Origin of the sequence: Massilia sp. ZL223 (assembly GCF_018119395.1) — a bacterium.
Lineage (GTDB): Bacteria > Pseudomonadota > Gammaproteobacteria > Burkholderiales > Burkholderiaceae_D > Telluria.
In genome coordinates this window covers 87754-109697 of the sequence record NZ_JAGPWD010000008.1, presented here as the reverse complement: position 1 = coordinate 109697, position 21944 = coordinate 87754, and the positions used below count along the sequence as shown (strand labels likewise).

General features: G+C 64.6%; 20 protein-coding genes. 14 read left to right on the top strand and 6 right to left on the bottom strand.

Annotated features, from left to right (window positions below):
* Positions 1 to 150 precede the first annotated feature (150 nt).
* From KBW95_RS08015 to KBW95_RS07980, 8 genes are all read left to right on the top strand, one after another.
* Positions 151 to 828: a PEP-CTERM sorting domain-containing protein gene (locus KBW95_RS08015; protein WP_211525841.1), complete on the top strand. Its 678-nt coding sequence runs from the start codon at positions 151 to 153 to the stop codon at positions 826 to 828.
* 232 nt (positions 829 to 1060) lie between these two features.
* Positions 1061 to 2194, top strand: coding sequence for an FMN-dependent L-lactate dehydrogenase LldD (gene lldD, locus KBW95_RS08010; protein ID WP_211527917.1), 1134 nt, complete (start codon positions 1061 to 1063; stop codon positions 2192 to 2194).
* Between the two features lie 237 nt (positions 2195 to 2431).
* A complete protein-coding gene (locus KBW95_RS08005; RefSeq protein WP_211525843.1) occupies positions 2432 to 3586 on the top strand; it encodes a TRAP transporter substrate-binding protein in 1155 nt (384 codons plus the stop codon).
* A gap of 164 nt (positions 3587 to 3750) precedes the next feature.
* Positions 3751 to 4335 carry a TRAP transporter small permease subunit gene (locus KBW95_RS08000; RefSeq protein WP_211525844.1) on the top strand — a complete coding sequence of 195 codons (585 nt, stop codon included), beginning with the start codon at positions 3751 to 3753 and terminating at the stop codon, positions 4333 to 4335.
* Positions 4332 to 6272, top strand: coding sequence for a TRAP transporter large permease subunit (locus KBW95_RS07995; protein ID WP_211527916.1), 1941 nt, complete (start codon positions 4332 to 4334; stop codon positions 6270 to 6272). Before KBW95_RS08000 ends, KBW95_RS07995 begins: the two co-directional genes overlap by 4 nt.
* Before the next feature lie 192 nt (positions 6273 to 6464).
* Entirely contained in the window at positions 6465 to 7616 is a 1152-nt protein-coding gene (locus KBW95_RS07990; protein ID WP_211527915.1) for a PAS domain-containing sensor histidine kinase, read from the top strand.
* A gap of 87 nt (positions 7617 to 7703) precedes the next feature.
* Positions 7704 to 8156 carry a response regulator gene (locus KBW95_RS07985; protein ID WP_373888771.1) on the top strand — a complete coding sequence of 151 codons (453 nt, stop codon included), beginning with the start codon at positions 7704 to 7706 and terminating at the stop codon, positions 8154 to 8156.
* A 279-nt stretch (positions 8157 to 8435) separates the two neighbouring features.
* Entirely contained in the window at positions 8436 to 9068 is a 633-nt protein-coding gene (locus tag KBW95_RS07980) for a YitT family protein (protein ID WP_229429612.1), read from the top strand.
* Between the two features lie 3 nt (positions 9069 to 9071).
* Here the strand turns inward: KBW95_RS07980 and KBW95_RS07975 are convergent, their stop codons facing one another.
* Together KBW95_RS07975 and KBW95_RS07970 are read right to left on the bottom strand one after the other, a co-directional pair.
* Entirely contained in the window at positions 9072 to 10523 is a 1452-nt protein-coding gene (locus KBW95_RS07975) for a carboxylesterase/lipase family protein (protein WP_211527912.1), read from the bottom strand.
* A gap of 122 nt (positions 10524 to 10645) precedes the next feature.
* Positions 10646 to 11587, bottom strand: coding sequence for a LysR family transcriptional regulator (locus tag KBW95_RS07970; protein WP_211527937.1), 942 nt, complete (start codon positions 11585 to 11587; stop codon positions 10646 to 10648).
* A 355-nt stretch (positions 11588 to 11942) separates the two neighbouring features.
* Here KBW95_RS07970 and KBW95_RS07965 point away from each other — a divergent pair, with 355 nt between their 5' ends.
* Positions 11943 to 13544 (top strand): diguanylate cyclase domain-containing protein, encoded by a 1602-nt coding sequence (locus KBW95_RS07965; protein ID WP_373888773.1) that lies wholly within the window; start codon positions 11943 to 11945, stop codon positions 13542 to 13544.
* 79 nt (positions 13545 to 13623) lie between these two features.
* Positions 13624 to 14355: a helix-turn-helix transcriptional regulator gene (locus tag KBW95_RS07960; protein WP_211527910.1), complete on the top strand. Its 732-nt coding sequence runs from the start codon at positions 13624 to 13626 to the stop codon at positions 14353 to 14355.
* On the opposite strand, the gene KBW95_RS07955 is transcribed toward KBW95_RS07960, so the two are convergent.
* Entirely contained in the window at positions 14336 to 15682 is a 1347-nt protein-coding gene (locus tag KBW95_RS07955; RefSeq protein ID WP_211525853.1) for an alpha-amylase family glycosyl hydrolase, read from the bottom strand. The two genes, KBW95_RS07960 and KBW95_RS07955, sit on opposite strands and share 20 nt — an antisense overlap.
* Before the next feature lie 180 nt (positions 15683 to 15862).
* On the opposite strand from KBW95_RS07955, the gene KBW95_RS07950 reads away from it, so the two are divergent.
* Together KBW95_RS07950 and KBW95_RS07945 are read left to right on the top strand one after the other, a co-directional pair.
* Positions 15863 to 16840 carry a porin gene (locus KBW95_RS07950; protein WP_211525854.1) on the top strand — a complete coding sequence of 326 codons (978 nt, stop codon included), beginning with the start codon at positions 15863 to 15865 and terminating at the stop codon, positions 16838 to 16840.
* Positions 16841 to 16932: 92 nt separating this feature from the next.
* Positions 16933 to 17355, top strand: coding sequence for a hypothetical protein (locus tag KBW95_RS07945; RefSeq protein ID WP_211525855.1), 423 nt, complete (start codon positions 16933 to 16935; stop codon positions 17353 to 17355).
* Here KBW95_RS07945 and KBW95_RS07940 read toward each other — a convergent pair.
* The 3 genes from KBW95_RS07940 to KBW95_RS07930 all read right to left on the bottom strand — a co-directional run bounded on the left by KBW95_RS07940 (position 17329) and on the right by KBW95_RS07930 (position 20039).
* Positions 17329 to 18351, bottom strand: coding sequence for an SDR family oxidoreductase (locus KBW95_RS07940; protein ID WP_211527909.1), 1023 nt, complete (start codon positions 18349 to 18351; stop codon positions 17329 to 17331). The genes KBW95_RS07945 and KBW95_RS07940 overlap by 27 nt on opposite strands.
* Before the next feature lie 328 nt (positions 18352 to 18679).
* Entirely contained in the window at positions 18680 to 19684 is a 1005-nt protein-coding gene (locus tag KBW95_RS07935) for a sulfate ABC transporter substrate-binding protein (protein ID WP_211525857.1), read from the bottom strand.
* Positions 19685 to 19826: 142 nt separating this feature from the next.
* Positions 19827 to 20039, bottom strand: a complete 213-nt coding sequence (locus tag KBW95_RS07930) for a hypothetical protein (protein WP_211525858.1) — start codon at positions 20037 to 20039, stop codon at positions 19827 to 19829.
* Positions 20040 to 20180: 141 nt separating this feature from the next.
* Between KBW95_RS07930 and KBW95_RS07925 the strand changes: the two genes are divergently transcribed.
* Together KBW95_RS07925 and KBW95_RS07920 are read left to right on the top strand one after the other, a co-directional pair.
* Positions 20181 to 20933 carry a phosphatase PAP2 family protein gene (locus tag KBW95_RS07925; protein ID WP_211525859.1) on the top strand — a complete coding sequence of 251 codons (753 nt, stop codon included), beginning with the start codon at positions 20181 to 20183 and terminating at the stop codon, positions 20931 to 20933.
* 10 nt (positions 20934 to 20943) lie between these two features.
* Positions 20944 to 21780 (top strand): metallophosphoesterase, encoded by an 837-nt coding sequence (locus KBW95_RS07920; protein WP_211525860.1) that lies wholly within the window; start codon positions 20944 to 20946, stop codon positions 21778 to 21780.
* Positions 21781 to 21944 lie beyond the last annotated feature (164 nt).

Sequence of the window (21944 nt, the reverse complement as noted above, 5' to 3'; positions counted from 1 at the left end):
CTACGAAAGGAAATTTACATTTCCTGTCGATAATCTTTACAACAGTAAAGTTGCTCCAAGAAATTTTTCATGTTTTTCAAGGAATTGCAGATTTGGCATAAAGATTGCTTAATAGTGCCAGTAAGTTCACTATAATTTCCTGAAAGAAATATGAAAACCCAACTTGCTTACTCTTTGGCTGCACTTGCACTCAGTGCTTTCGCCAGTACGGCTTCTGCCGCTCTCATCCCTTCAGGCGTACACAACGACGTCGCGTTCTCGACGGTAACGGATGATTGGGGGTGGAAACTCATCAGCACGAGCGATTATGGCGGCGGCCTTTCCGTTGCCGACCTATTTGCCGGTCACCAGAAGTACGTCATGCTGGGTGCAATGCGGCGTGGCTCCACCACGATTGACGTCTTGGCAGCAGACCAATATGCGACGGTGACCACCTATACCTCTATAAACACCACGAACAAATCGAATAACGTGGGTTGGTACTACAACGGCTACTCCATGGGATTTGCCGGCGCCGATGACATCATTTGCCAAAATAGTGCGGACGTGTGCGCGATGGGTGAACGCGATCGCATGAGCTGGCACACCAGCAATTCGATTTCGTACTGGGAGCAAAATCATCTCACCGCGCCCAATTATGTGTTTAACGGATGGCGCAGCGGCAATAACACGGGTATTTATAGTGGCACCGATTGGGTTCGCGTCGTCTTCACGCGCGACGAGATCCGAACTGAAGTGCCGGAGCCCGCATCCCTCGGTCTCATCGGCCTAGGTGTTTTTGCCTTGGCGGCAGCACGGCGTAAATCGCGCGCTGCAAAGAACGCTTAATTCGGCATCAAGAGGCTCGCTAAAACGTGCCTCTTTCTTTTTGGCCCGCGGTAGGGATTTGCTGCACGATGGCGCGGAGAGCGGGATGCCATCAGGGCGGATGAGAGAGCGAAAGGCAAGAATCATTTAGTTTGGTTTGAAGAAATAAGGCAAACTATGCAATGCGTGCAAGCACGGCTTGCGGCAGTCATTGCACTTCGATGCCAACCAGACTTCAACCGAGCGCCAGGCCATGATCATCTCCTCCGCCACGGATTTTCGCGAAGCAGCCCGACGTAAGCTGCCTCCCTTCCTGTTCCATTATCTCGATGGTGGCGCGGGCGCTGAACAAACCCTGCGCGCCAACGTGGACGACCTGCAGTCGGTCAAGCTGCGCCAGCGCGTCCTGCGCGGCTCCGCCGAGCTCGACGTCAGCGCCGAATGGTTCGGCGATCGCTACAACCTCCCGATCGCGCTGGCCCCGGTCGGCCTGGCCGGCATGTACGCCCGCCGCGGCGAGGTGCAGGCAGTACGCGCCGCCTGCCACCGCCACATCCCCTTCATCCAGTCGACCGTCTCGGTCTGCCCCCTGTCCGAAGTCGCCGCCCAGGCCTCCAAGCCGATCTGGTTCCAGCTCTACGTCCTGAAAGACCGCGCCTTCATGCGCGACGTGATGCGCCGCGCCTGGGAGCTGGGCGCGCGCAACCTGGTCTTCACGGTCGACATGCCCGTCCCCGGCAACCGCTACCGCGACCTCCACAGCGGCATGAGCGGCCCCGACGGCCCCTGGCGCCGTGTGCTGCAGGCGATGCTGCACCCACGCTGGGCCTGGGACGTCGGCCTGCACGGCCGCCCCCACGATCTCGGCAACATCTCCACCTACCGCGGCCACGCCACCGGGCTGGCCGACTACATCGGCTGGCTGGGCGAAAACTTCGACCCCGGCATCGCCTGGCAAGACCTGCAGTGGATCCGCGACGAGTGGCAGGGCAAGCTGATCATCAAGGGCATCCTCGACCCGGACGACGCGCGCGACGCGCTAAAGCTCGGCGCCGACGGCATCGTGGTCTCGAACCACGGCGGCCGCCAGCTGGACGGCGCCATGTCCAGCGCCCAGGCGCTGCCGGCGATCGCCGAAGCGGTGAAAGGGCAGATGACCATCTTCGCCGATGGCGGCGTACGCACCGGCACCGACGTGTTCCGCATGCTGGCCCTGGGCGCCGACGGCGTGCTGCTCGGCCGCGCCTTCGTCTACGCCCTGGCGGTGCAGGGCCAGGCCGGCGTCGAAAAGCTGCTGGCCATCATGGAAAAGGACCTGCGCACCAACATGGTGCTCACCGGCGTCAAGTCGGTGGCGGAAATTGGACCCCACTTGCTGGCCCGATGAGGCGGCTAACCAACATGCATACCAGGGAACTAGCTCTTATTGCAACAAAGCGGTAACATCGAAACAAGCCTTGCAGTAAGGAATCTGTAAGGAAACGCGTGAATTCTAGAAATAGTTTCAAAGTATTTAATTAAGGAGGAGTCCTCAGAGCCAAGCGTTGTGCGTGTCATCGATTCAGATTCAGTCCGTGCATTTCATGTATCAGTCCGTAATCAATAACTAGACAGGAGACATACGATGAAGAAGGGCGACAAAGATTTGAAGGAAGCAGTACCGAACCGCAGGAAGTTCCTGGGAACCGCAGCCGCCGGCACCGCCGCAGGCGCATTGGCGTTCCCGAGTATCGCAACCGCACAAACGACGAAGCAGATGCGCTTCCAGAGCACCTGGCCAAGCAAGGACATCTTCCACGAATACGCGCTGGACTTCGCCAAGAAGGTCAACGACATGACCGGCGGCGAAATGAAAATCGAGGTGCTGCCCGCCGGCGCCGTGGTCCCGGCCTTCGGCCTGCTCGACGCCGTCTCCAAAGGCACCCTCGACGGCGGACACGGCGTGATGGGCTACAACTACGGCAAGCAGGCCGCCATCGCCCTGTGGACCTCGGGCCCGGCCTTCGGCATGGACGCCAACATGGTGCTCGCCTGGCACAAGTACGGCGGCGGCAAGGAGCTGCTGGCCGAACTCTATAAAGGCATTGGCGCCAACATCGTTTCCTTCCTCACCGGGCCGATGCCCACCCAGCCGCTGGGCTGGTTCAAGAAGCCGGTCACCAAGAAGGAAGACCTCAAGGGCCTGAAGTTCCGCACCAACGGCCTGGCGATCGACCTGTTCACGGCCATGGGCGCGGCGGTGAATGCGCTGCCCGGCGGCGAAATCGTCCCGGCCATGGACCGCGGCCTGCTCGACGGCGCCGAATTCAACAACGCCAGCTCCGACCGCCTGCTCGGCTTCCCGGACGTCTCCAAGATCTGCATGCTGCAAAGCTTCCACCAGAGCTCCGAGCAGTTCGAGATCACCTTCAACAAGACCAAGTACGATGCGCTGCCGGCCAAGCTGAAGGCGATCATCGAGAACGCGGTCGAAGCGGCATCGGCCGACATGTCGTGGAAGGCGGTCGACCGCTATTCCAAGGACTACCGCGACATGCAGGCCAAGGACGGCGTCAAGTTCTACAAGACCCCGGACGCGGTGTTGCAGACCCAGCTGGCGGTGTGGGACGAAGTCGTGGCCAAGAAGGGCGCGGACAATCCGCTGTTCAAGAAAGTGGAGGCGTCCATGCGCGCCTTTGCTGAACGCGCGATGAAGTGGGACATGGACACCAACAACCCGCGCCGCATGGCTTACAACCACTACTTCGGGCGCAAGGCTCCCGCGCCGAAGAAGGCGTAAGACGTCCGCGCCAGTAAGCGCGATTAGTTAGCAGTAGCACCGTCGTAGCCTCCAGTGGAGGCTACGACGGGATGGGGCTAACGACGTCCTCATACCTTCGTGGTGCTTTGTGCGTCGCCCTGCATAAAGCAGGGTGGCAGTTTGTCGCGACCGGGAGCAGCTTCATGCAGAGAGTTTTGTTTTTCGTCGACCGGGTCAGCAGCTGGGTCGGCCAGGCTTTTTCCTGGCTGATCGTCGCGCTCACCTTCCTCATCAGCTGGGAAGTGTTCGCGCGCTATGCCCTGAACAAGCCCAATCCCTGGGCCTTCGACCTGATGATCATGATGTACGGCGCGGCCTTCATGATGGCCGGCGCCTATACCCTGGCCAAGAACGGCCATGTGCGCGGCGACGTGCTGTACAGCTTCTTCCCGCCGCGCCTGCAGGCCGGGCTGGACCTGATCCTGTACTTCGTCTTCTTCATCCCGGGCGTGGTCGCCCTGGTCTGGGCCGGCTACACCTACGCCGAAGAGTCCTTCGCCATCCGCGAACACTCCACCCTCACCGCCAACGGTCCGCCGCTCTATCCCTTCAAGATGGTCATTCCCTTCGCGGGCGTCCTGCTCCTGCTGCAGGGCTGCGTCGAAATCGTGCGCTGCGTGATCTGCCTGCGCAACGGCGAGTGGCCCGCGCGCGAGGCCGATGTCGAGGAAGTCGACGTCGACAAGCTCAAGGCGTCCGTCCACATGGAAGAGGGGAAGGCGCCATGAGAAAAGAGATTTACTTCGGCCTCTCGATCCTGGTCCTGATCGTGATCGGCCTGTTCATCCTGATGCCGGCGCCCGCCGACATGACCAACGGCCACCTGGGCCTCCTGATGCTGGCGCTGGTGGTGGTCGCCATCATGCTCGGTTTCCCCACCGCCTTCACCCTGATGGGCATGGGGGTGATGTTCGCCTGGTTCGCCTTCCACAGCAACGACCCCGCCAACGCCACCCAGCTCACCCTGGACCTGATGGTGCAGCGCGCCTATTCGGTGATGGCCAACGACGTGCTGATCTCGATCCCGCTGTTCATCTTCATGGGCTACCTGGTGGAGCGGGCCAACCTGATCGAGCGCCTGTTCAAGAGCCTGCACCTGGCCATGGCGCGCGTGCCCGGATCGCTGGCCGTGGCCACCATCGTCACCTGCGCGATCTTCGCCACCGCCACCGGCATCGTCGGCGCGGTCGTCACGCTCATGGGCCTGCTGGCGCTGCCGGCCATGCTCAAGGCCGGCTACAGCACCCAGCTGTCGGCAGGCAGCATCACGGCGGGCGGTTGCCTGGGCATCCTGATTCCGCCCTCGGTGCTCCTGATCGTGTATGGCGCGACGGCCGGGGTCTCGGTGGTCAAGCTGTATGCGGGCGCCTTCTTCCCGGGGATCATGCTGGCCAGCCTGTATGTGGCCTATGTGCTGATCGTCGCCAAGCTCAAGCCGTCCGCCGCGCCGCCGCTGCCGGCCGAGGAGCGCATCGTCGCGCTGCCGGCATTCACGCAGACGATTCCGAATGCGTACAACAAGTCGGCGGTGCCCGGCCTGGTGCGTGCGATCAAGGGGCCGCGCGGCGCCAATGTGCCCTCGCGCACCCTGATGTCGCACCTGTTCGTTGCCTTGCTGCCGGCGCTGGCTTTCGCGGCCATCATGGGCGTGAGCTACCGGATCGTGACTGCGCCGGACGCCGCGCCCACCGAACTGGTCGAGATGGGCGCCCAGCAGGATATCGACAGCTCCTCCAGCGCCGACGCCGGGGGACTGGAAGAGCCGCCGGTCGAAGGCGGCCTGCAGGAGCCGCCGGTGGAAGGCGAGCTGGCCGAGCCGCCGTCGGAGCAGCCCGTCGCGGCAGCCGCGGCAGGGGTTCCCGAAGCGCCCGGCGCCGAGGTGCCGTCCGCGCCATCGGACCCGGTCGCCAAGCCGGCGTCGAAGACCTACTGGATCGTGCTGGCGGTGGGCGTCGTGGCGCTGGGGATCTTCTACCTGTTCTTCAGCTTCGCGCGCCTCGAGATCTTCAAGATGCTGCTCGGGTCCCTGTTCCCGCTGGCGATCATGATCCTGGCCGTCCTCGGCAGCATCGTGTTCGGGCTGGCGACGCCGACCGAGGCGGCGGCGATGGGCGCGTTCGGCGGCCTGATCCTGGCGATCGCCTACCGCCGCTTCAACTTCGGCCTGCTGCGCGAATCCGCCCACCTCGCCACCAAGACCACGGCGATGGTGTGCTGGCTGTTCGTCGGTTCGAGCATCTTCTCTGCGGCCTTCGCCCTGCTGGGCGGGCAGGAAATCATTAACGCCTGGGTGCTGGGCATGAACCTGACCCCGGTGCAGTTCATGATCCTGGCGCAGGTGGTGATCTTCCTGCTCGGCTGGCCGCTGGAGTGGACCGAGATCATCGTCATCTTCATGCCGATCTTCGTGCCGCTGCTGGCCCACTTCAACATCGACCCGCTGTTCTTCGGCCTGCTGGTGGCGATGAACCTGCAGACGGCCTTCCTGTCGCCGCCGGTCGCCATGTCGGCCTTCTACCTGAAGGGCGTGTCGCCGCCGCATGTGACCTTGAACCAGATCTTCCTGGGCATGCTGCCTTTCATGGGACTGCAGATCCTGGGGATCGTGCTGCTGTATGCCTTCCCGGCGATCGGGCTGTGGCTGCCGGAGGTGCTGTACAAGTAAACCAGGAGCCCGCCAGACTCGACACAGCCGCCGGAATCGGCGGCTGTGTTCGTATCTGGAGTCCCCCATCCGTGCGCTGAACATTTACTTGTAAAAATATAATGAGCTCTCCCGCCACCCGCATCGGGTAAGGTCTACCCCAGGGGCAGGTCGGACTGCCGCTTCCGGCAGATTTACGTTCCGAGCGAATCCATGCCCACAGATCCGACACATCCAGATGCCCGCTGGATCCAGCGCGACGCCGATGCCTTCTCCGAGCTGATGCTCGTCAAGACCAGGCAGTACGGCGTGATGTTCTACGACACAGAGCTCCGTATCACCGGGTGGAACCAGGGCGCGGCCTTCATCACCGGCTGGACCGCCGACGAAGTGATCGGCAAGACGACTGCCATCCTGTTCGTCCCCGAAGACCGCGAACGCAAGCTGGACGAGCACGAAGCGCAGACCGCCGCCCTGGTCGGGGTGGGCGAGGACGAGCGCTGGCATTTGCGCCGCGACGGCTCCTGCTTCTGGGCCAGCGGCGTGAGCGTGCCGCTGCACCGCGACGAGAACGGCCGCGTCACCGGCTTCGTCAAGATCTTCCGCGACGCCACTCACCTGCGCGCCCGTACCCGCTACCTCGAGAACGAACTGAAGGAAAATGTGGCGCGCCAGGCCGAGCGCGACGTCTTCATCGGCACCATCGCGCACGAGATGCGCAATCCGCTGTCGCCGCTGCGCTCGGCCCAGCAACTGCTGCAGATGTTCGCCGGCGACGCCGAGCGCAGCTGCCAGCCGCTGGCCGTGATCGACCGCCAGCTGGGCTTTCTCGAGAAGCTGATCGAAGACCTGGTCGACCTGACCCGCGTGCAGAGCGGGAAGATGAGCATCGCTTACGAAAGGACCCACCTGCAGGTGCTGCTGAGCGAAGCGATCGAGAGCTGCCGCGGGCTGGCGCATGCCCAGCAGATCAGCTTTCACTTGTCTTTCCCCGCGGTGCCGATCGAGATCGAAGTCGACAGCCGGCGCATCAACCAGATTTTCGTGAACCTGATCAACAACGCGATCAAGTACAACCATCCCGGCGGCGACGTCTGGCTCACCGCGACGGCGGACCAGACCCACTTCGTCTGCTACCTCAAGGACAACGGCAAGGGCATTCCCGCCGAGATCCAGCCCAGGATCTTCGACGTGTTCACCCAGGCCGAAGGCACCGACGCCCAGCGCGGGGCAGGGCTGGGGATCGGCCTGGCGGTGGTCAGGGAACTGGTGTCGCTGCACCAGGGCACGGTGGAGGTGCGCAGCGAAGGCGTGGGCAAGGGCAGCGAGTTCATTGTCCGGATTCCCTTGCGCGGGCCGGCCTGAGTTCGCCCCGGGCGCGCCGCAATCGTGCGTGCTCGTGTGCACTCCCGAGCGATAATGAAGGCGCTGATTTGTCACCCAGGAGATGTCGTGTACCGCACCCCAGTCCGGCGCCGCTTCAGTACGGACGATCGCCGCCTGCCGCCGCCCGGCACGCCGGCGGAGCCGGATGCTGTCGCATCCGATCCGGGCGCGCTGCTGCGCAAGGTGCTGGTGGTGGACGACCAGCACGACCTGGCCGAATTGGCCGAAGCCCTGCTGAGCTCGCACGGCCTGGATGTCGTGGTCGCCCATTCGGGCGAGGAAGCGCTGCAGGCGCTGCAGGACAATACCGATATCGATGCCTTGTTCTCGGACATCATGATGCCCGGCATCAACGGACTCGACCTGGCGGACCTGGTCGATGAGCGCTATCCCCATATCAAGGTGGTGCTGACCTCGGGGTATACGCTGCCGTCCCTCCTGGCCGATCGCCGCAAGCGCTACCTGTTCGCACCCAAACCGTACAACATCGCCACTATTCTGGGGCTGCTACGCTGCTAGTACGGCCTCATCGGCCGGAGCCTCGTTGTTACTGTGCGTTACTGTGGTTTCCCACACTTACATTGCAGTGCAACATGAGTGATAATGGCGGCTGTAGGCCGCAATACGGTCTGGATTCAAGTAATTTGTCATGGCGACCCGCCCTGGATAGGCCGGGCCGCCGATTTGAACACTGCACACACCGATGACCCACACTCTTTCATTCGCTCTGTCTCTTGCCAATCTGCCTGCCTCGTCTCCGGCCGCCAGCCTGGAGGCGATGCAATGACGCAGGGCGTGATGAGGCGTGGAAGTTCGCAGTCGGGGCCGGCGTTCCAGGTGAAGCCGCACTCGCTGCTGGACGATGTCTACGGCATGTTCGTGGGCGTACTGTTCGCCGCCACCGGTATCCTTTTGCTTCAGGCCGCCGGCCTGATCACGGGCGGCGTGGCGGGCATCGCCTTGCTTGCGTCCTATATGACGGGGCAATCGGTCGGCCTGCTGTTCCTCTTGATCAATGTGCCGTTCTTCCTGTTCGGCTACCTGTTCATGGGTGCGCGCTTCACCATCAAGTCCCTGATCGGCAGCGCGATGATCATGGCCTTGCTCAAGCTGATTCCCAATGGCCTGACGATCGGCCACGTCGACCCGATGGTGGCGGCGCTGGGCGGCGGCACCTTCTGCGGCATGGGCATCCTGGCCATGGCGCGCCATGGCGCCGGCCTGGGCGGCACCGGCATCTTCACCCTGTGGATGCAGAAGCGGTACGCGATCAATGCGGGCCGCGTCCAGGTGATGATCGACAGCGTCATCCTCATGGTAGCGCTGACAATGGTCGAGCCGGAACGCGTGGGCTGGTCGGCCCTGAGCGCCATCGCCATGAGCAGCATGGTCATGGCCTGGCACCGCGCCGGCCGCTATTTCGGCAGCTGACCTTTATTTGGCCAGGCGCGCCGCTGCGGCGGCCTGGGCCGTCTCGATCTCTTCTCCCCAAGGATCCTTCTTCGGTTCCGGCTTGCCGCTGCCGGCGAAATCCATGATCTCGTCGGCGGCCGGGCGGTAGCGCGGCCAGGCCGGCAGGCCGCGCCCGTTCGGATCGCCTTTTCTCGCGAAGTTCACCAGGTAGGCGCTGATCGCCTTGCCCATCGCGACGTCCTTCTTCGTGCTCTGCGCACCATATTTCACCGCCACCGTATCGAAGAAATACGGGATGTCGGTCGCGTGCTCGGCGCCGCCCGGCTTGCCGATGGCGTCGGCGACATAGGAGAAGCGGTAGGCGTACACCGGCACGCCCTGGCCGGCCAGGGTGGCCGCCAGGCTGCGCGCGCCGGCAACCATGAAGCCGGTCTTGCCGCCGATGTCGGCGCTGGTGGCGCCGATCATGACCGGCACCTTGTGGAAGCGCCCGCCGGCGAAAGCCGCGCCCGATTCGATCGCCAGCTTGCCGTCGGCGTAGGGGCCCAGGTAGGTCGGCGCGCCCTCTACCTTGCGGTTGGCCAGGTTCAGGCCGTCGACCACCTGCTCGGCGCCCAGGGCGCGCAGCTTGGGCAGGGCCTGCGGGTCGTCTTTCGCGATGCCCTTGGCCGTGGCGAAGTTCACCCCGACCTGCTCGACGTAGGCGAGGCCCGGGTCGACCGTCTTGCCTTCGCCGCCAGACATCACGACCGCCCTGGCGAACAGGCCCTGGGCCATGGGCGAGGTGAGCAGGGTATTCACGGCCATGCCGCCCGCCGATTCGCCGATGATCGTCACGTTCGATGCATCGCCGCCGAAGGCTGCCACGTTGCGTTTCACCCATTGCAGCGCGGCCAGCTGGTCCATGAGGCCGTAGTTGCCCAGCAGGGCGCCGTCGCCGCTTTCCCTGGTGAGCTGGGGATGGGCGAAGAAGCCGAAGCGTCCCAGGCGGTAATTGAAACTCACCAGCACGACACCCTGTTTCGCCAGCGCCGCGCCCGCATAGGTCGGCGGCGAGGACCCGCCGTTGACGAAGCCGCCGCCGTAGATCCAGACGATCACCGGCAGCTTCGCCGAAGCGGGCTTGGCGGGCTTCCACACGTTCAGGTAGAGGCAGTCTTCGCTGGGAGCGGTGCCGAGCGGGGCGGCGTCGCTGGCGAAGGGGAGTTGCATGCAGTCGGCGCCGTAGCTGGTGGCCTGGCGCACGCCGTTCCAGGCGGCGGCGGGCTGGGGCGGGCGCCAGCGCAGGGCGCCGACCGGCGGGGCGGCAAAGGGGATGCCTTTCCAGCTTGCCACGCCGTTGTGGACTGCGCCTGCGAGCTTGCCGGTGTCGGTGGTGGCGAGCGGCTGGTTCGCTGCCGAGGCGGCGATGGGCAGGGCGAACGCAGTGGAAACCGCTAGCATCTTCAATAGGGTGGGGCGGGACTGGGGCATCGGATGTCTCCTCGTACGGCTTTTTATTTTGTTAGCTTTAAAACCGTCGTACGCGCCACTGGCGCCTTCGCCGGGACGACGTGCATGAGTTAACGATAAGTTTAAAAGGGTGCGCAAGCTCGTCAATGAAAATCTTGCCGCCTGCGCGGCCGCGTAGCTGGCGCTGCCTTCGCCGGCTCGAACCCGGCAAACACCCCCTTCAGCCAGTCGACAAACACCCGCACCCGCGGCGACAGCTGCCGGCTCTGCGGGTACAGCACCGACACCGGCAAGGTCGGCGGCGGCAGTTCCGGCAGCAGCACTTCCAGGCCGCCCGAACGCAGCTCCGCCTCGATCCGGTAGCGCGGCACCTGCACGATCCCTAGCCCGGCAATGGCGCAGGCGGTGTACATGTCCGCCCCCGTCACGGTCACCGAGCCCGGCAAGGTGCGCTGGCGCAGCTCGCCGTCGCGCATGAATTCGAGCGGATATGGACGGCCGGTGGCGGAGGAGACGAAATTGACCGCCTCGTGCCGGTCGAGGTCTTCCAGCTGCTGCGGCCGGCCGAAACGCGCGACATACTCGGGACTGGCGCAGGTCACCTGTTCCAGCTGGGCCAGCGACAGGCCCACCATCGAGGAGTCCTGCAAATTGCCCACGCGGAGCACGCAATCGATCCCTTCGCGCACCAGGTCGACGAGGCGGTCGCCCTCGCTGATCTGCAGTTCGAGCGCCGGGTAGCGGGCCAGGAAACCGGGCAGGGCGGGCGCGACGACGTGGCGCGCCAGGGTCGACTGCACGCTGACGCGCAGCAGGCCCGCCGGCGCCGTGCGTGAAAATACGCTTTCCATCTCGGCCAGGTCGCCCAGCAGGCGCACGCAGCGATCGTAGTAGGCCTGGCCGTCCAGCGTGGGCGCGACCACGCGGGTGGTCCGTTCGAGCAGTCGCGCGCCCAGGCGCTGTTCCAGCCGCTTGATGGCATTCGTAACCGTCGCGCGCGGCAGTTGCAGGTCTTCCGCCGCCGCGCTGAAGCTGCGCTGCTCGACAATGCGGGTGAAAATCTGCATTTCCTGGAAGCGGTCCATGTGGCTGGCCATATTATTCTCGCCTTGTTAACAATGCTTGGAAGAAGCGTAGCATTATTTTCTCTCCAATAATGATTGATTTCGGGTGAAATAGGCCCCCGCTTGCGAGCGCCTCGCGCCTGAGAACTGTGAAAATCCGTGAGAGTGTTGCATTTACCCCATAATGACTGCCTGGAAACGAAAGATTCCCCGTCGCATGGTTTATTTGTCATTGTCCGAGGGTATCATCGAGCCCTTCCAACAGTGTTTGCTCAGGTCCATGAAGGGTATGTTCCAGAAGTTACGGTTGTCGACGCTGATGACCTTGGCCGTCTGCACCACGGTCGCATTGACAGTCGGCTTGCAGCTTAGCTTGGTGAATCACTTCGCGGTGCGCCATGCCGGCATGGAAGCCGAGCTGCGCCTCCAGCAGCTGTCCTGGCAAATGCGCGATTCGCTCAACCGCATCGTCGAGCAGGCCGCCGGCGACGCCCGCCTGCTGGCGGCGCTCCCCGCGCTGCGGCAGGCGCGCGACCCGGCCTCGGCCCGTGACGTGCTGGAAAGCCTGCAGCGCACCTTCCCCGACTATGCCTGGATCGGCATGGCCGCCGCCGACGGCACGGTGACGACCTCCACCAAAGCCCTGCTCGAAGGCGCGAACGTCGGGGCGCGGCCCTGGTTCCAGGCCGGCCTGCATGGGGTGCGGGCCTCCGATTATCACCCGGCCAAACTGCTCGACGGCCTGCTTCCGCGCGGCACCGACCCGTGGCGCTTCATCGACCTGTCCGCTCCCGTGTTCGGCATGGACGGCAAGCTGCAAGGCGTGCTCGGCATGCACCTGAGCTGGGAATGGGCGCGCCGCCACGCGCGCGAGCTGCTCACGCCGGCCCTGCGCGCCTATGGGGCCGAGATCATCGTGGTGCGCGACGACGGCACCGTGCTGCTCGGTCCGCCAGAGATGATCGAGCAAAAGATCGAGACCGCCAGCCTGCACGCCGCCCGCAAGGGCCAGACCGGTTCGCTGCGCGAGGAGTGGCCTGACGGCCGCACCTATGTCACCGGCTACAGCCAGACCGGAGCGGCCAACGATCCGGCCTCGCTGCGCTGGGTGGTGCTGGTGCGCCAGGTCGAGGAAAAGGCGATGGAAGGCGCCAGGCAGCTGCAGGAGCGCATGCTGATGTGGAGCGCGGCGCTGGCGCTGCTGCTGGCGCTCGCGGCCGGCCTGCTGGCGCGCCGCCTGAGCCGCCCCATGGCCCAGCTGGGCCGGGCGATCGAAGCAGCTACGCAAGCCACCGCCGCAGGCGAAGAAGCGCCGCCGATTCCGCTGGTCGACGGCTTTCACGAAGCGACCGTGCTGTCGGGCACCTTGCACGACCTGGTGCGCAGCGAGGCCGAGAACCGGCGCGCGCTGCTGGCCATGAACGAAAGCCTGGAAGCGGCGGTCGCCGAGCGCACCGCCGAGCTGCAGGCCCTGCTGCTGCGCGACGTGCTCACCGGCCTGCCGAACCGGCGCGCCCTGCTGGAGACCTTGCCGGAAGCGATGAGCCGTGCCCAGCGCGTCGGCCGCCCGGCGGCGCTGCTGTTCATCGACATGGATGGCTTCAAGGCGGTCAACGACACCTATGGCCACGAAGAAGGCGACGAGCTGCTGCGCCAGTTCGGCGCGCGCCTGGCCCTGGCCGTGCGCAAGACCGACATGGTGGCGCGCCTGGCCGGCGACGAGTTCGTCGTGGTGCTGGAGATGCTGACCGACTACGCCCATGCCGAAGACACTGCGCGCAAGCTGCTCGACCGGGTGCAGGAAGGCTTCCGCCTGCGCAAGGCCACCGTGCACGTCGGGGCCAGCATCGGCGTCGCGGTGCACATGCCGGACGATGCGCCCGACCTGGACGCCTGGCTGGCGCGCGCCGACCACGCCATGTATGGAGCCAAGCGCTCGGGCAAGAATACGGTCGCGCTGGCGGCGGTGCCTGTCTGAACGGCTAGGTTGCCGGGCTGCAAGCCGGACTGTTACCATCTGAGCATAATTTCTTGTGCTGCCGGTGGCGGCCGATGCCATGTCCGAAATCAGCCTCCTGATCCATACCCTGAAGCGCCAGCTTAAACTGCAGGGCATGACCTACCGCGACGTCGCCCGCTCGCTCGGCCTGTCCGAGCCCAGCGTCAAGCGCCTGTTCGCCGCCGAGCAGTTCACCCTGGACCGCGTGGTCGAGGTCTGCAACCTGCTCGGCTTCACCCTCGCCGAACTGGCCCAGGAAGCCCAGGACGGCCAGCGCCGCCTGCGTACCCTGAGCGCGGAGCAGGAAAGCGAGCTGGTGTCGGACGCCAAGCTGCTGCTGGTGTCCGTGTGCGCGCTGAATCACTGGAGCATGGCCGAGATGCAGGCCGTGTACCGCCTGAGCGAGGCGGAGTGCGTGCAGCACCTGCTGCGCCTGGACCGGCTGCAGCTGATCACGCTGCTGCCGGGAAACCGCATCCGCCTGAACGTGGCGCGCGATTTCGACTGGCTGGCCGACGGGCCGATCCGGCGCTATTTCCGCGAACAGGGGATGCCGGATTTCCTGGATGGGGCCTTCGCCCAGGCGGGGGAGTCGCTCGACTTCGCGCATGGCATGCTGACCGAAAGCGCGCAAGCCAAGCTGCGCGCCGAGCTGCGGCAGCTGAGGACGCGCTTCGCCCAGCTGCACGAAGAGAGCCTGGCGGCGCCGCTGGCGCAGCGCAAGGGGACCGGCTTGCTGCTCGCCTTGCGCGAGTGGGAACCGGCCGCGTTCAGCGCGCTGCGGCGCTAGGCTTGGCGGCGTCGATCTTGTAATCCCACGCCGCCAGGGTCCGCTTCGCGGCGCTGCCCGGCAGGGAGTACTGCTGCTTCGCCCCGCTCAGGTTGACCGTCACGCCCACCGCATTCCCATCCTTCTCGCGCCGGAACGCGAACACCTTGTCGTTCCCCGTCTCCAGCACCTTCACCGCGCCGCCGTACTGCCCGTTCCACAGCGCAGGATTGTCATGCTTGAGCTTGAGTAGTCCCGCATAGAAGGATGCGTACGGAATATCCTTCCACTCGATCGGATCTTTCTCGAAGAATTCCAGCCGCTTGTGCAAGCCCGCTTCCTGCCCACCATAAATCAGCGGCATGCCGGGCAAGGTCGCCGCCAGCACCGCCATCGCCTTGAAGGCCGGGCCGTAGTGTTCCTTGTCGCTGCCGTGCCAGGAGTTCTCGTCATGGTTGCTGGTGAAGCGCATCCGGTAGGCGTATTCCGGATAGGCGACCTTCGGCTGGGCCAGGAACTCCTTCAGCGCACGCGCATCGGCCTTGCCCTTGGCGATGTCCTTGAACAGGCCAAGCGTATCCCAGCCGTAGGTCATGTCGAAGGCCTGGTGCTGGTCGGGCTGCCAGGCTTCGGCCAGCATGAACACCGGCTTGATCTTCTCCAGCTCGGCGCGCGTCTCCACCCAGAAGGCGAGCGGCACCTTGGCCGACACGTCGGCGCGGAAGCCGTCGATATCGGCCTCGCGCACCCAGAAGGCCATCGCGTCCGCCATGCCTTTCCAGAGGCCTGGCTGCTTCCAGTCGAGGCCCGTCACGTCGGTCCAGTACTCCGGTTCGGCCCCTTCGGTATAGGTGACCGGAAAGATCTCGCCTTTCTCGTTCTTCAGGTACCAGTCCGTGTGCTCGACGGTCCAGGGGTTGTCGAAGGCCGTGTGGTTGGCGACCCAGTCGATGATCACCCGCATGCCGAGCCCGTGCGCCTGCCGCACCAGTTGCTTGAAGTCGTCCATGCTGCCGTAATCGGGATTGATGCCCTTGTAGTCGCGCACCGCGTAATAGCTGCCGAGACTGCCCTTGCGGTTCTTTGCGCCGATCGGGTGGACCGGCATCAGCCACAGGATGTCGACGCCCATCTTGCGCAGGCGCGGCAGGTGGGCGGCGAAGGCCTTGAACGTGCCTTCCTTCGTGTACTGGCGGATGTTGACTTCGTAGATGTTGGCATTGCGCGACCACGCGACATGCTCGACGACCGCCGGACTACGCGCTTGTTGAGCGGAAACCTGCAGCGGAGAAAGCGTGGCGCACACGGCCATTGCGAGCATCGAAAGAGGGCGGGCGGCGTTTCTCATGGGTATCCTTGTTGGGTTGACGTAAGTCATTGTACGGTGCCGAACTACATCGAACCTCGAAAGTTTGGCACGACGGCTGGAATATCTGCATGTTTCGGCGTAATCTGAGTTTTATGTGAAGTATTAGACAGATCGGCTCGCCAAACAGTCGGAAAGTAAGCGACAGAGAGGGATGACGCCATGAGAATGTCAATCGTCGCATGTGCCGTACTCGGAGGGAGTGCGGCTTGCGCCGCGGCGCAGGACCACGCCGCTCCGAACGGGAGCGCCGGCGCCAAGGCAATCAAGGAATACGTCTGCACCGACAAGTGCAGCGAAGGCGCGCGTCCGCCCGCGGGCGCGGCCCAGGATGCCCCTGCGATCTTCACTGTCGAGACCGTTCCCGAGCAGGATCAGGCGTCCAGGAACAGCGGGAAAGGCGGGCGTGGAGGTGCGCTGACCGTCGGCCGCCAGTACAGCCTGGAATACACGGCGCTCAACGATGTGGGCGATCCCTTCCATGGCGGCCTGGCCGGCGCCAGCCAGCCTTCCGGCCCGCGCGCCGGCGACAGCATGAACTACCGGGGCCGCGTCGCCGGCCTGTCCACCGGCGCGGCCTGGGACAAGGGCGACATCGACGGCTCGCCGTCCGGGCGCGCATGGGGCATGTCGCTGGGATTCAGCGCCGGTCCGCTGACCATCCGCGCGGCCCACCAGAACCGCAACGTCGCCAAGGTGACGCGCTACGACCAGGTCGGCATCAGCATGGCGGCCAAGAATTCCATTCTCGCCGCCAATATGCGCTTCGGCTGGGGCACCGCCTATGCGGCCTACAGCGCCAGCCGCGGCTGGGGCAGCTCGCCGCTGTTCAATCCCGACAACCCCTACGGCGCAGGCATCGCCTCCACGCCCTCGACCGACAGCCGCGACGTGCTGGCGGGCGTGGCCGTGCCGATCGGCCACGCCACCACCTTGCTCGCTTCCTACATCCGCAAGAACGACCGCGACCCGGCCAACCGCGACGCGCGCCAGATCGCCGTCGGGGCAAGCTATGCGGTATCGCGGCGCCTGGATTTCTATGCCGCCTGTTCGCGCATCCAGCAGCTGAACGGCACGCCGCAGGGCGCGCGCTCCGGCAATGGACTCGCCGTCAACCTCGGCATGCGGCGCTCGTTCTGACGCTGCGCGCGCAGCGTGCGTGCGCTGCGCCGCCGCAAGGCAAATTTCAGTACCCTGTCTCCATGGTTCAACGATCATCTACTGGAGGCATCATGACTGGAACTAGCACCCTCGATCCGGACAACTTCCCGGAACGTCCGGACCGCAGCCTCGGCAAGGGGCATGGCATCGACGCGCTCGGGCCGAGCGACATTTCCGACACCGGCAGCGACGTGGTGGGCGGCCCGGGCTTTGCGGGCAACCTGGACCCGGAGCAAATGCTCGATTTCGATGAAGGCACGACCTCGGACATGGAGATGAGCCATGCGGGCGATACCGCCGGCCCCGACGTCGGCGACGCCAACTTCTCGGGCGACAGCGACTCGGGCGGCACCGGCGAGCGGGCTTCGGCCGGCCGCGACACGGTGGTCAAGGACGGCGCCGACATCGACACCGACCACATCGAGTCCATCCCCGATCTGCCGCTGACCGAGGAGGACACCAACTTCTTATCGAGCAAACCGCCGCGACAGTGACCAGGCCGCGAACAGGGCTCCACCGCCCAGCAGGGCGGTGACCAGCGGCGTGGAGCGCAGGCTGGCCTTGGTGTACAGGCTGCGCTCGTGGATATGGCCCGGCATGCCCTGGCGCTGGCGCAGCTCATGCGCCGGATTCGGGGCGTGCAGCGCGTCGCGGCGGCCCGGCTGGGCGGCGATGTCCGACTTCTGCTGCCGGAACATGGTCGCGCGCATGTAGCGGTCGAACAGGCGGGGCATGGCGCGCGAACCGGCGGAGATCATCTTCGAGGCGCTGCCCGCGTAGACGTCGCGCTTCGGCGTCTGGGCCGCGTGCAGGATGGCCTCGGCCACCACTTCCGGCGCGTAGATCGGCGGCGGCAGGGCCGGCTCCTTGTCCAGGTAATTCTTCGCGTGCTTCACGAACATGGTGTCGATCGCCGCCGGCTTGACCAGGGTGACCGACAGCGGCGCATCTTCCTTTTCCAGTTCCATCCGCAGCGAATCCGTGAAGGCTTTCACGGCGTGCTTGGAGGCCGAGTACATGCCCTGCAGCGGGATGGCGCGGTCGGACACCTCGCTGCCCACATTGATGATGGCGCCGCCGCCGCGCGTCTTCATGCGCTTGACCGCTTCCAGCGAACCGTTGACCACGCCCCAGAAATTGGTCTGGAACAGGCGGTGGTGGTCCTCGGGCGCGACGTCTTCCAGGCGGCCGAACACTGAGATGCCGGCATTATTGACCCAGGTGTCGATGCGGCCGAAGCGCTCCATCGCGGCCTGGCCGATGCGCTCGACGTCGGCCGGGTTGCCGACGTCGGCGGCGACCGTGGCCACGTCGACGCCGCGCACGCGCAGTTCGCTCGCCAGTTCGTCGAGGGCGTCGGCGGCGCGCGCGGCCAGCACCAGTCTGGCGCCCTGGTCGGCGGCCATGCGTGCCGTGGTCAGGCCGATGCCGCTCGTGGCGCCGGTGATGACCATGACCTGTTCGTTGAGCTTGCGGAGTTTGACTGACATGACGTGTTCCTTTCCTTGGATAGGTGCGGAAGGACTGCCGCGGAGAAACGGGGCAGGCCACGAGTTGACGAACTAATCACGTCGTGGTCGATGGGGGGATTTCAAGGGTTGTTTTTGGATGGGGAGGGGCAGGAGTGCTCGATGCGGAGTGCGGGAGCAAAACGCAGAGGACACGGTGAAGAATGAAAGAGCAGGGGTATCGCTATTCCTTCCCGCAACCATAAAACCGTCGTACGCGCCAGTGGCGCGTACGACGGTTTTTAGCGTGCTGGCTTCGGTTAGTAATGGCTAGCCGCACTGATACAAGGCTGCAGAACGGCTCAGGGAATTACCTACCCGGCTGATAAATCTGATCGAACACGCCGCCATCCGAGAAGTGCGCCTTCTGCGCCTGCGTCCAGCCGCCCAGCTCGCTGATCTGGAACAGCTTGATGTTCGGGAACTGGGTCGCGTACTTCTTGGCGAAGCGGTCCACCGCCGGGCGGTAGTAGTTCTTGGCGATGATTTCCTGCCCTTCGTCGCTGTACAGGTATTCCAGGTAAGCCTGGGCCACCTTGCGCGTGCCCTTCTTGTCGACGTTCTTGTCGACCACGGCCACCGGCGGTTCGGCCAGGATGCTGATCGAGGGGGCGACGATCTCGAACTTGTCCGGACCCAGTTCGCGCAGGGCCAGCAGGGCTTCGTTTTCCCAGGCCAGCAGCACGTCGCCGATGCCGCGCTCGACGAAGGTGGTGGTGGCGCCGCGGGCGCCCGAGTCGAGCACCGGCACGTTCTTGTACAGCTTGGCCAGGTAGTCGCGTGCGGTCTGCGGCGAGCCGCCCGGCTGGCGCAGGGCGTAGCCGTAGGCGGCCAAATGGTTCCAGCGGGCGCCGCCCGACGTCTTCGGGTTCGGCGTGATCACCGACACGCCCGGCTTGACCAGGTCGCCCCAGTCGCGGATCTGTTTCGGATTGCCCTTACGGACCAGGAACACGATGGTTGAGGTATAGGGCGAACTGCGGTAGGCAAGGCGCTTTTCCCAACCGGGCGCGACCAGCCCACGTTCGCTGATAGCATCGATGTCATAGGCCAAGGCCAGGGTCACGACGTCGGCTCCCAGGCCGTCGATCACGGCACGCGCTTGCTTGCCCGAGCCGCCATGCGACTGCTTGACCGTCACGTTGTCGCCGGTCTTGGCCTTCCAGTGCTTGGCGAAGGCGCTATCGAAGTCCTGGTACAGCTCACGCGTCGGATCGTAGGACACATTGAGCAGGGTGACGTCGGCTGCGAAGGCAGTGGACTGAACCAGCAGCGTCAGGGCTGCCAGCGAACGGATAAGGTTTTTGCGAAACATGTTCTGTCTTTCGGTGGGTTCGGAAACACTAGAGTAGAGTTCCGGCCCACCCGAAGAGAACGAATAGTTTCGCCTAACAATATGCGTTTTTTGATGCGTGCGATGTTTGGATGTTGCTCAGGTGTTCGCAACCTGGGACCGCTTACTTGGCCTTGGACAGCACCAGCAGCCAGCGGCGGAACAGCAGGATTTCGACGTGGCCGGCATCGACACCGGTATCGCATTCGATGATCGGGTTGACCGCATAGAAGCGCTTGCGGAAATCACGGGTGACGCGGATTTCGCGGCGGCCGATGCGGGCCATAAAAGGGACAGGTGCGTATTCCAGGCCGAAGGAGCTGTTCAGAGTGGTCATGGCGTTTTTCCTTTTATCGTTGTTTGTTGTCGATGAGTGAAGAATAGCAACAACCACTGTATATGTCTACAGTACTGTGTGGGCATACAGTAAAAAAATATTTTTGTGGTTTTTTCGCCAATAGGCCCCATATCGCGCAGCATGTTGAACAAGGTTACCCCCCGCCTGCACCGCTTCGCCGCGGCGCGCTTCTCGCCCGAAGGCGAATTCGGACTCCATCTCACGGTCGGGGTCGCCATGCTGCTGGCCGCCATGGCCGTCTTCGCCCGCCTCGCGGGTGCGGTCGTCGCCGGCGCCCCCATCACCCAGACCGACCTGGAAGTCGCCAACTGGCTGCACGAACACGCGCGCCAGGGCGGCCTGCTGCGCGAGCTGCTGCTTGTGGTCACCCATGTACACAGCACGCCCGGCATGCTGGCGCTGACCGCCATCGCGGGCATCTGGCTGTACCGGCGCGGCCATCGCTACTGGATCGTGGCGCTGATCGCCTCCGTCCCCGGCGGCATGCTGCTCAATGTGGCGCTCAAGCACACCTTCGAGCGCGCCAGGCCGCATTTCGTCGAACCGATCCTTACCCTGAGCACCTACAGCTTCCCCAGTGGCCACGCGCTGGCCGCCACCGTGTTCTACGGCTTCCTGGCCTGCTATGCGGCGCGCCATGCGCGCGGCTGGCCGGGGAGGGTATTGCCCTTCCTGCTGGCCGCGGCGATGATCTTCACGGTGGCGTTCTCGCGCATGTACCTGGGCGCGCACTATTTGTCCGACGTCCTGGCCGGCATGCTCGAAGGTTGCGGCTGGCTGGCTGTTTGCATCACCGCCGCCGTCACGTTCAACCGGCGCAGCGCGGCGCGCCAGAAGCGTCAGACGGGCAGCGCGCCGCCCCAGGAAGTGTGAAAGGAGAACCATGCGTACCCTCGTGCACCTGTCCGACCTGCATTTCGGCCGTGTCGACCAAGAACTGCTGGCGCCGCTGCGCGGGCTGATCGAACGCGTCGCGCCGGACGTGCTGGTGGTCTCGGGCGACCTGACCCAGCGCGCCCGTCCCGAACAGTTCGAGGAGGCGCGCGCCTTCCTCGACACCTTGCCGGGACCGCAGATCATCGTACCGGGCAACCACGACATCTCGCTGTACAACGTGTTCCGCCGTTTCGTGCTGCCACTGGCGCGCTACAAGCGCTACATCACCGACGACCTCGACCCGGTCTACATCGACGACGAGATCGCCGTGCTCGGCGTGAACACGGCGCGCTCGCTGACCATCAAGGACGGACGCGTCAGCCGCCACCAGGTGGAGAGCATCCGGAAGTGCCTGTCCGGCCTGGACCCGGCCCTCACGCGCATCATCGTGACCCACCATCCCTTCGACCTGCCCGATCACTTCGAGGAACGCGACCTGGTGGACCGCGCGCCGATGGCGATGAAGGTGTTTGCGGAGACGGGGGTGGACATCCTGCTGGCGGGCCACATGCACGCCAGCCATGCCGGCAGCACGGCGGAACGCTACCAGATGAGCGAATACGCTGCCCTGGTGGTGCAGGCCGGGACGGCGACCTCGACCCGCGGACGCGGCGAAGTGAACTCTTTCAATGTGATCAGGGTCGAACAGCAGAAAGTCGAAATCGACCGTTACGGATGGGACGTCGTGCACAAGGACTTCCACGTGGTGAACACGGAGAAGTTCATGCGTAATGGGAATGTCTGGACACCGCACATCGATGGGATGCTGGCGGCCGGGCTCTAAGCTCTGTCTGACTTACTGGAGGAAGCCGGTCGATAAGGCTTGAACACCCGTCTCTCAACGTTAGCAGCTTACGTTAGCACGTCGTACGCGCCACCGGCGCCTACGACTTCCGGCGGAGGCCGGAACCCAAGTTCCGCAAGCATACCGACTGCGCAACGAACTTG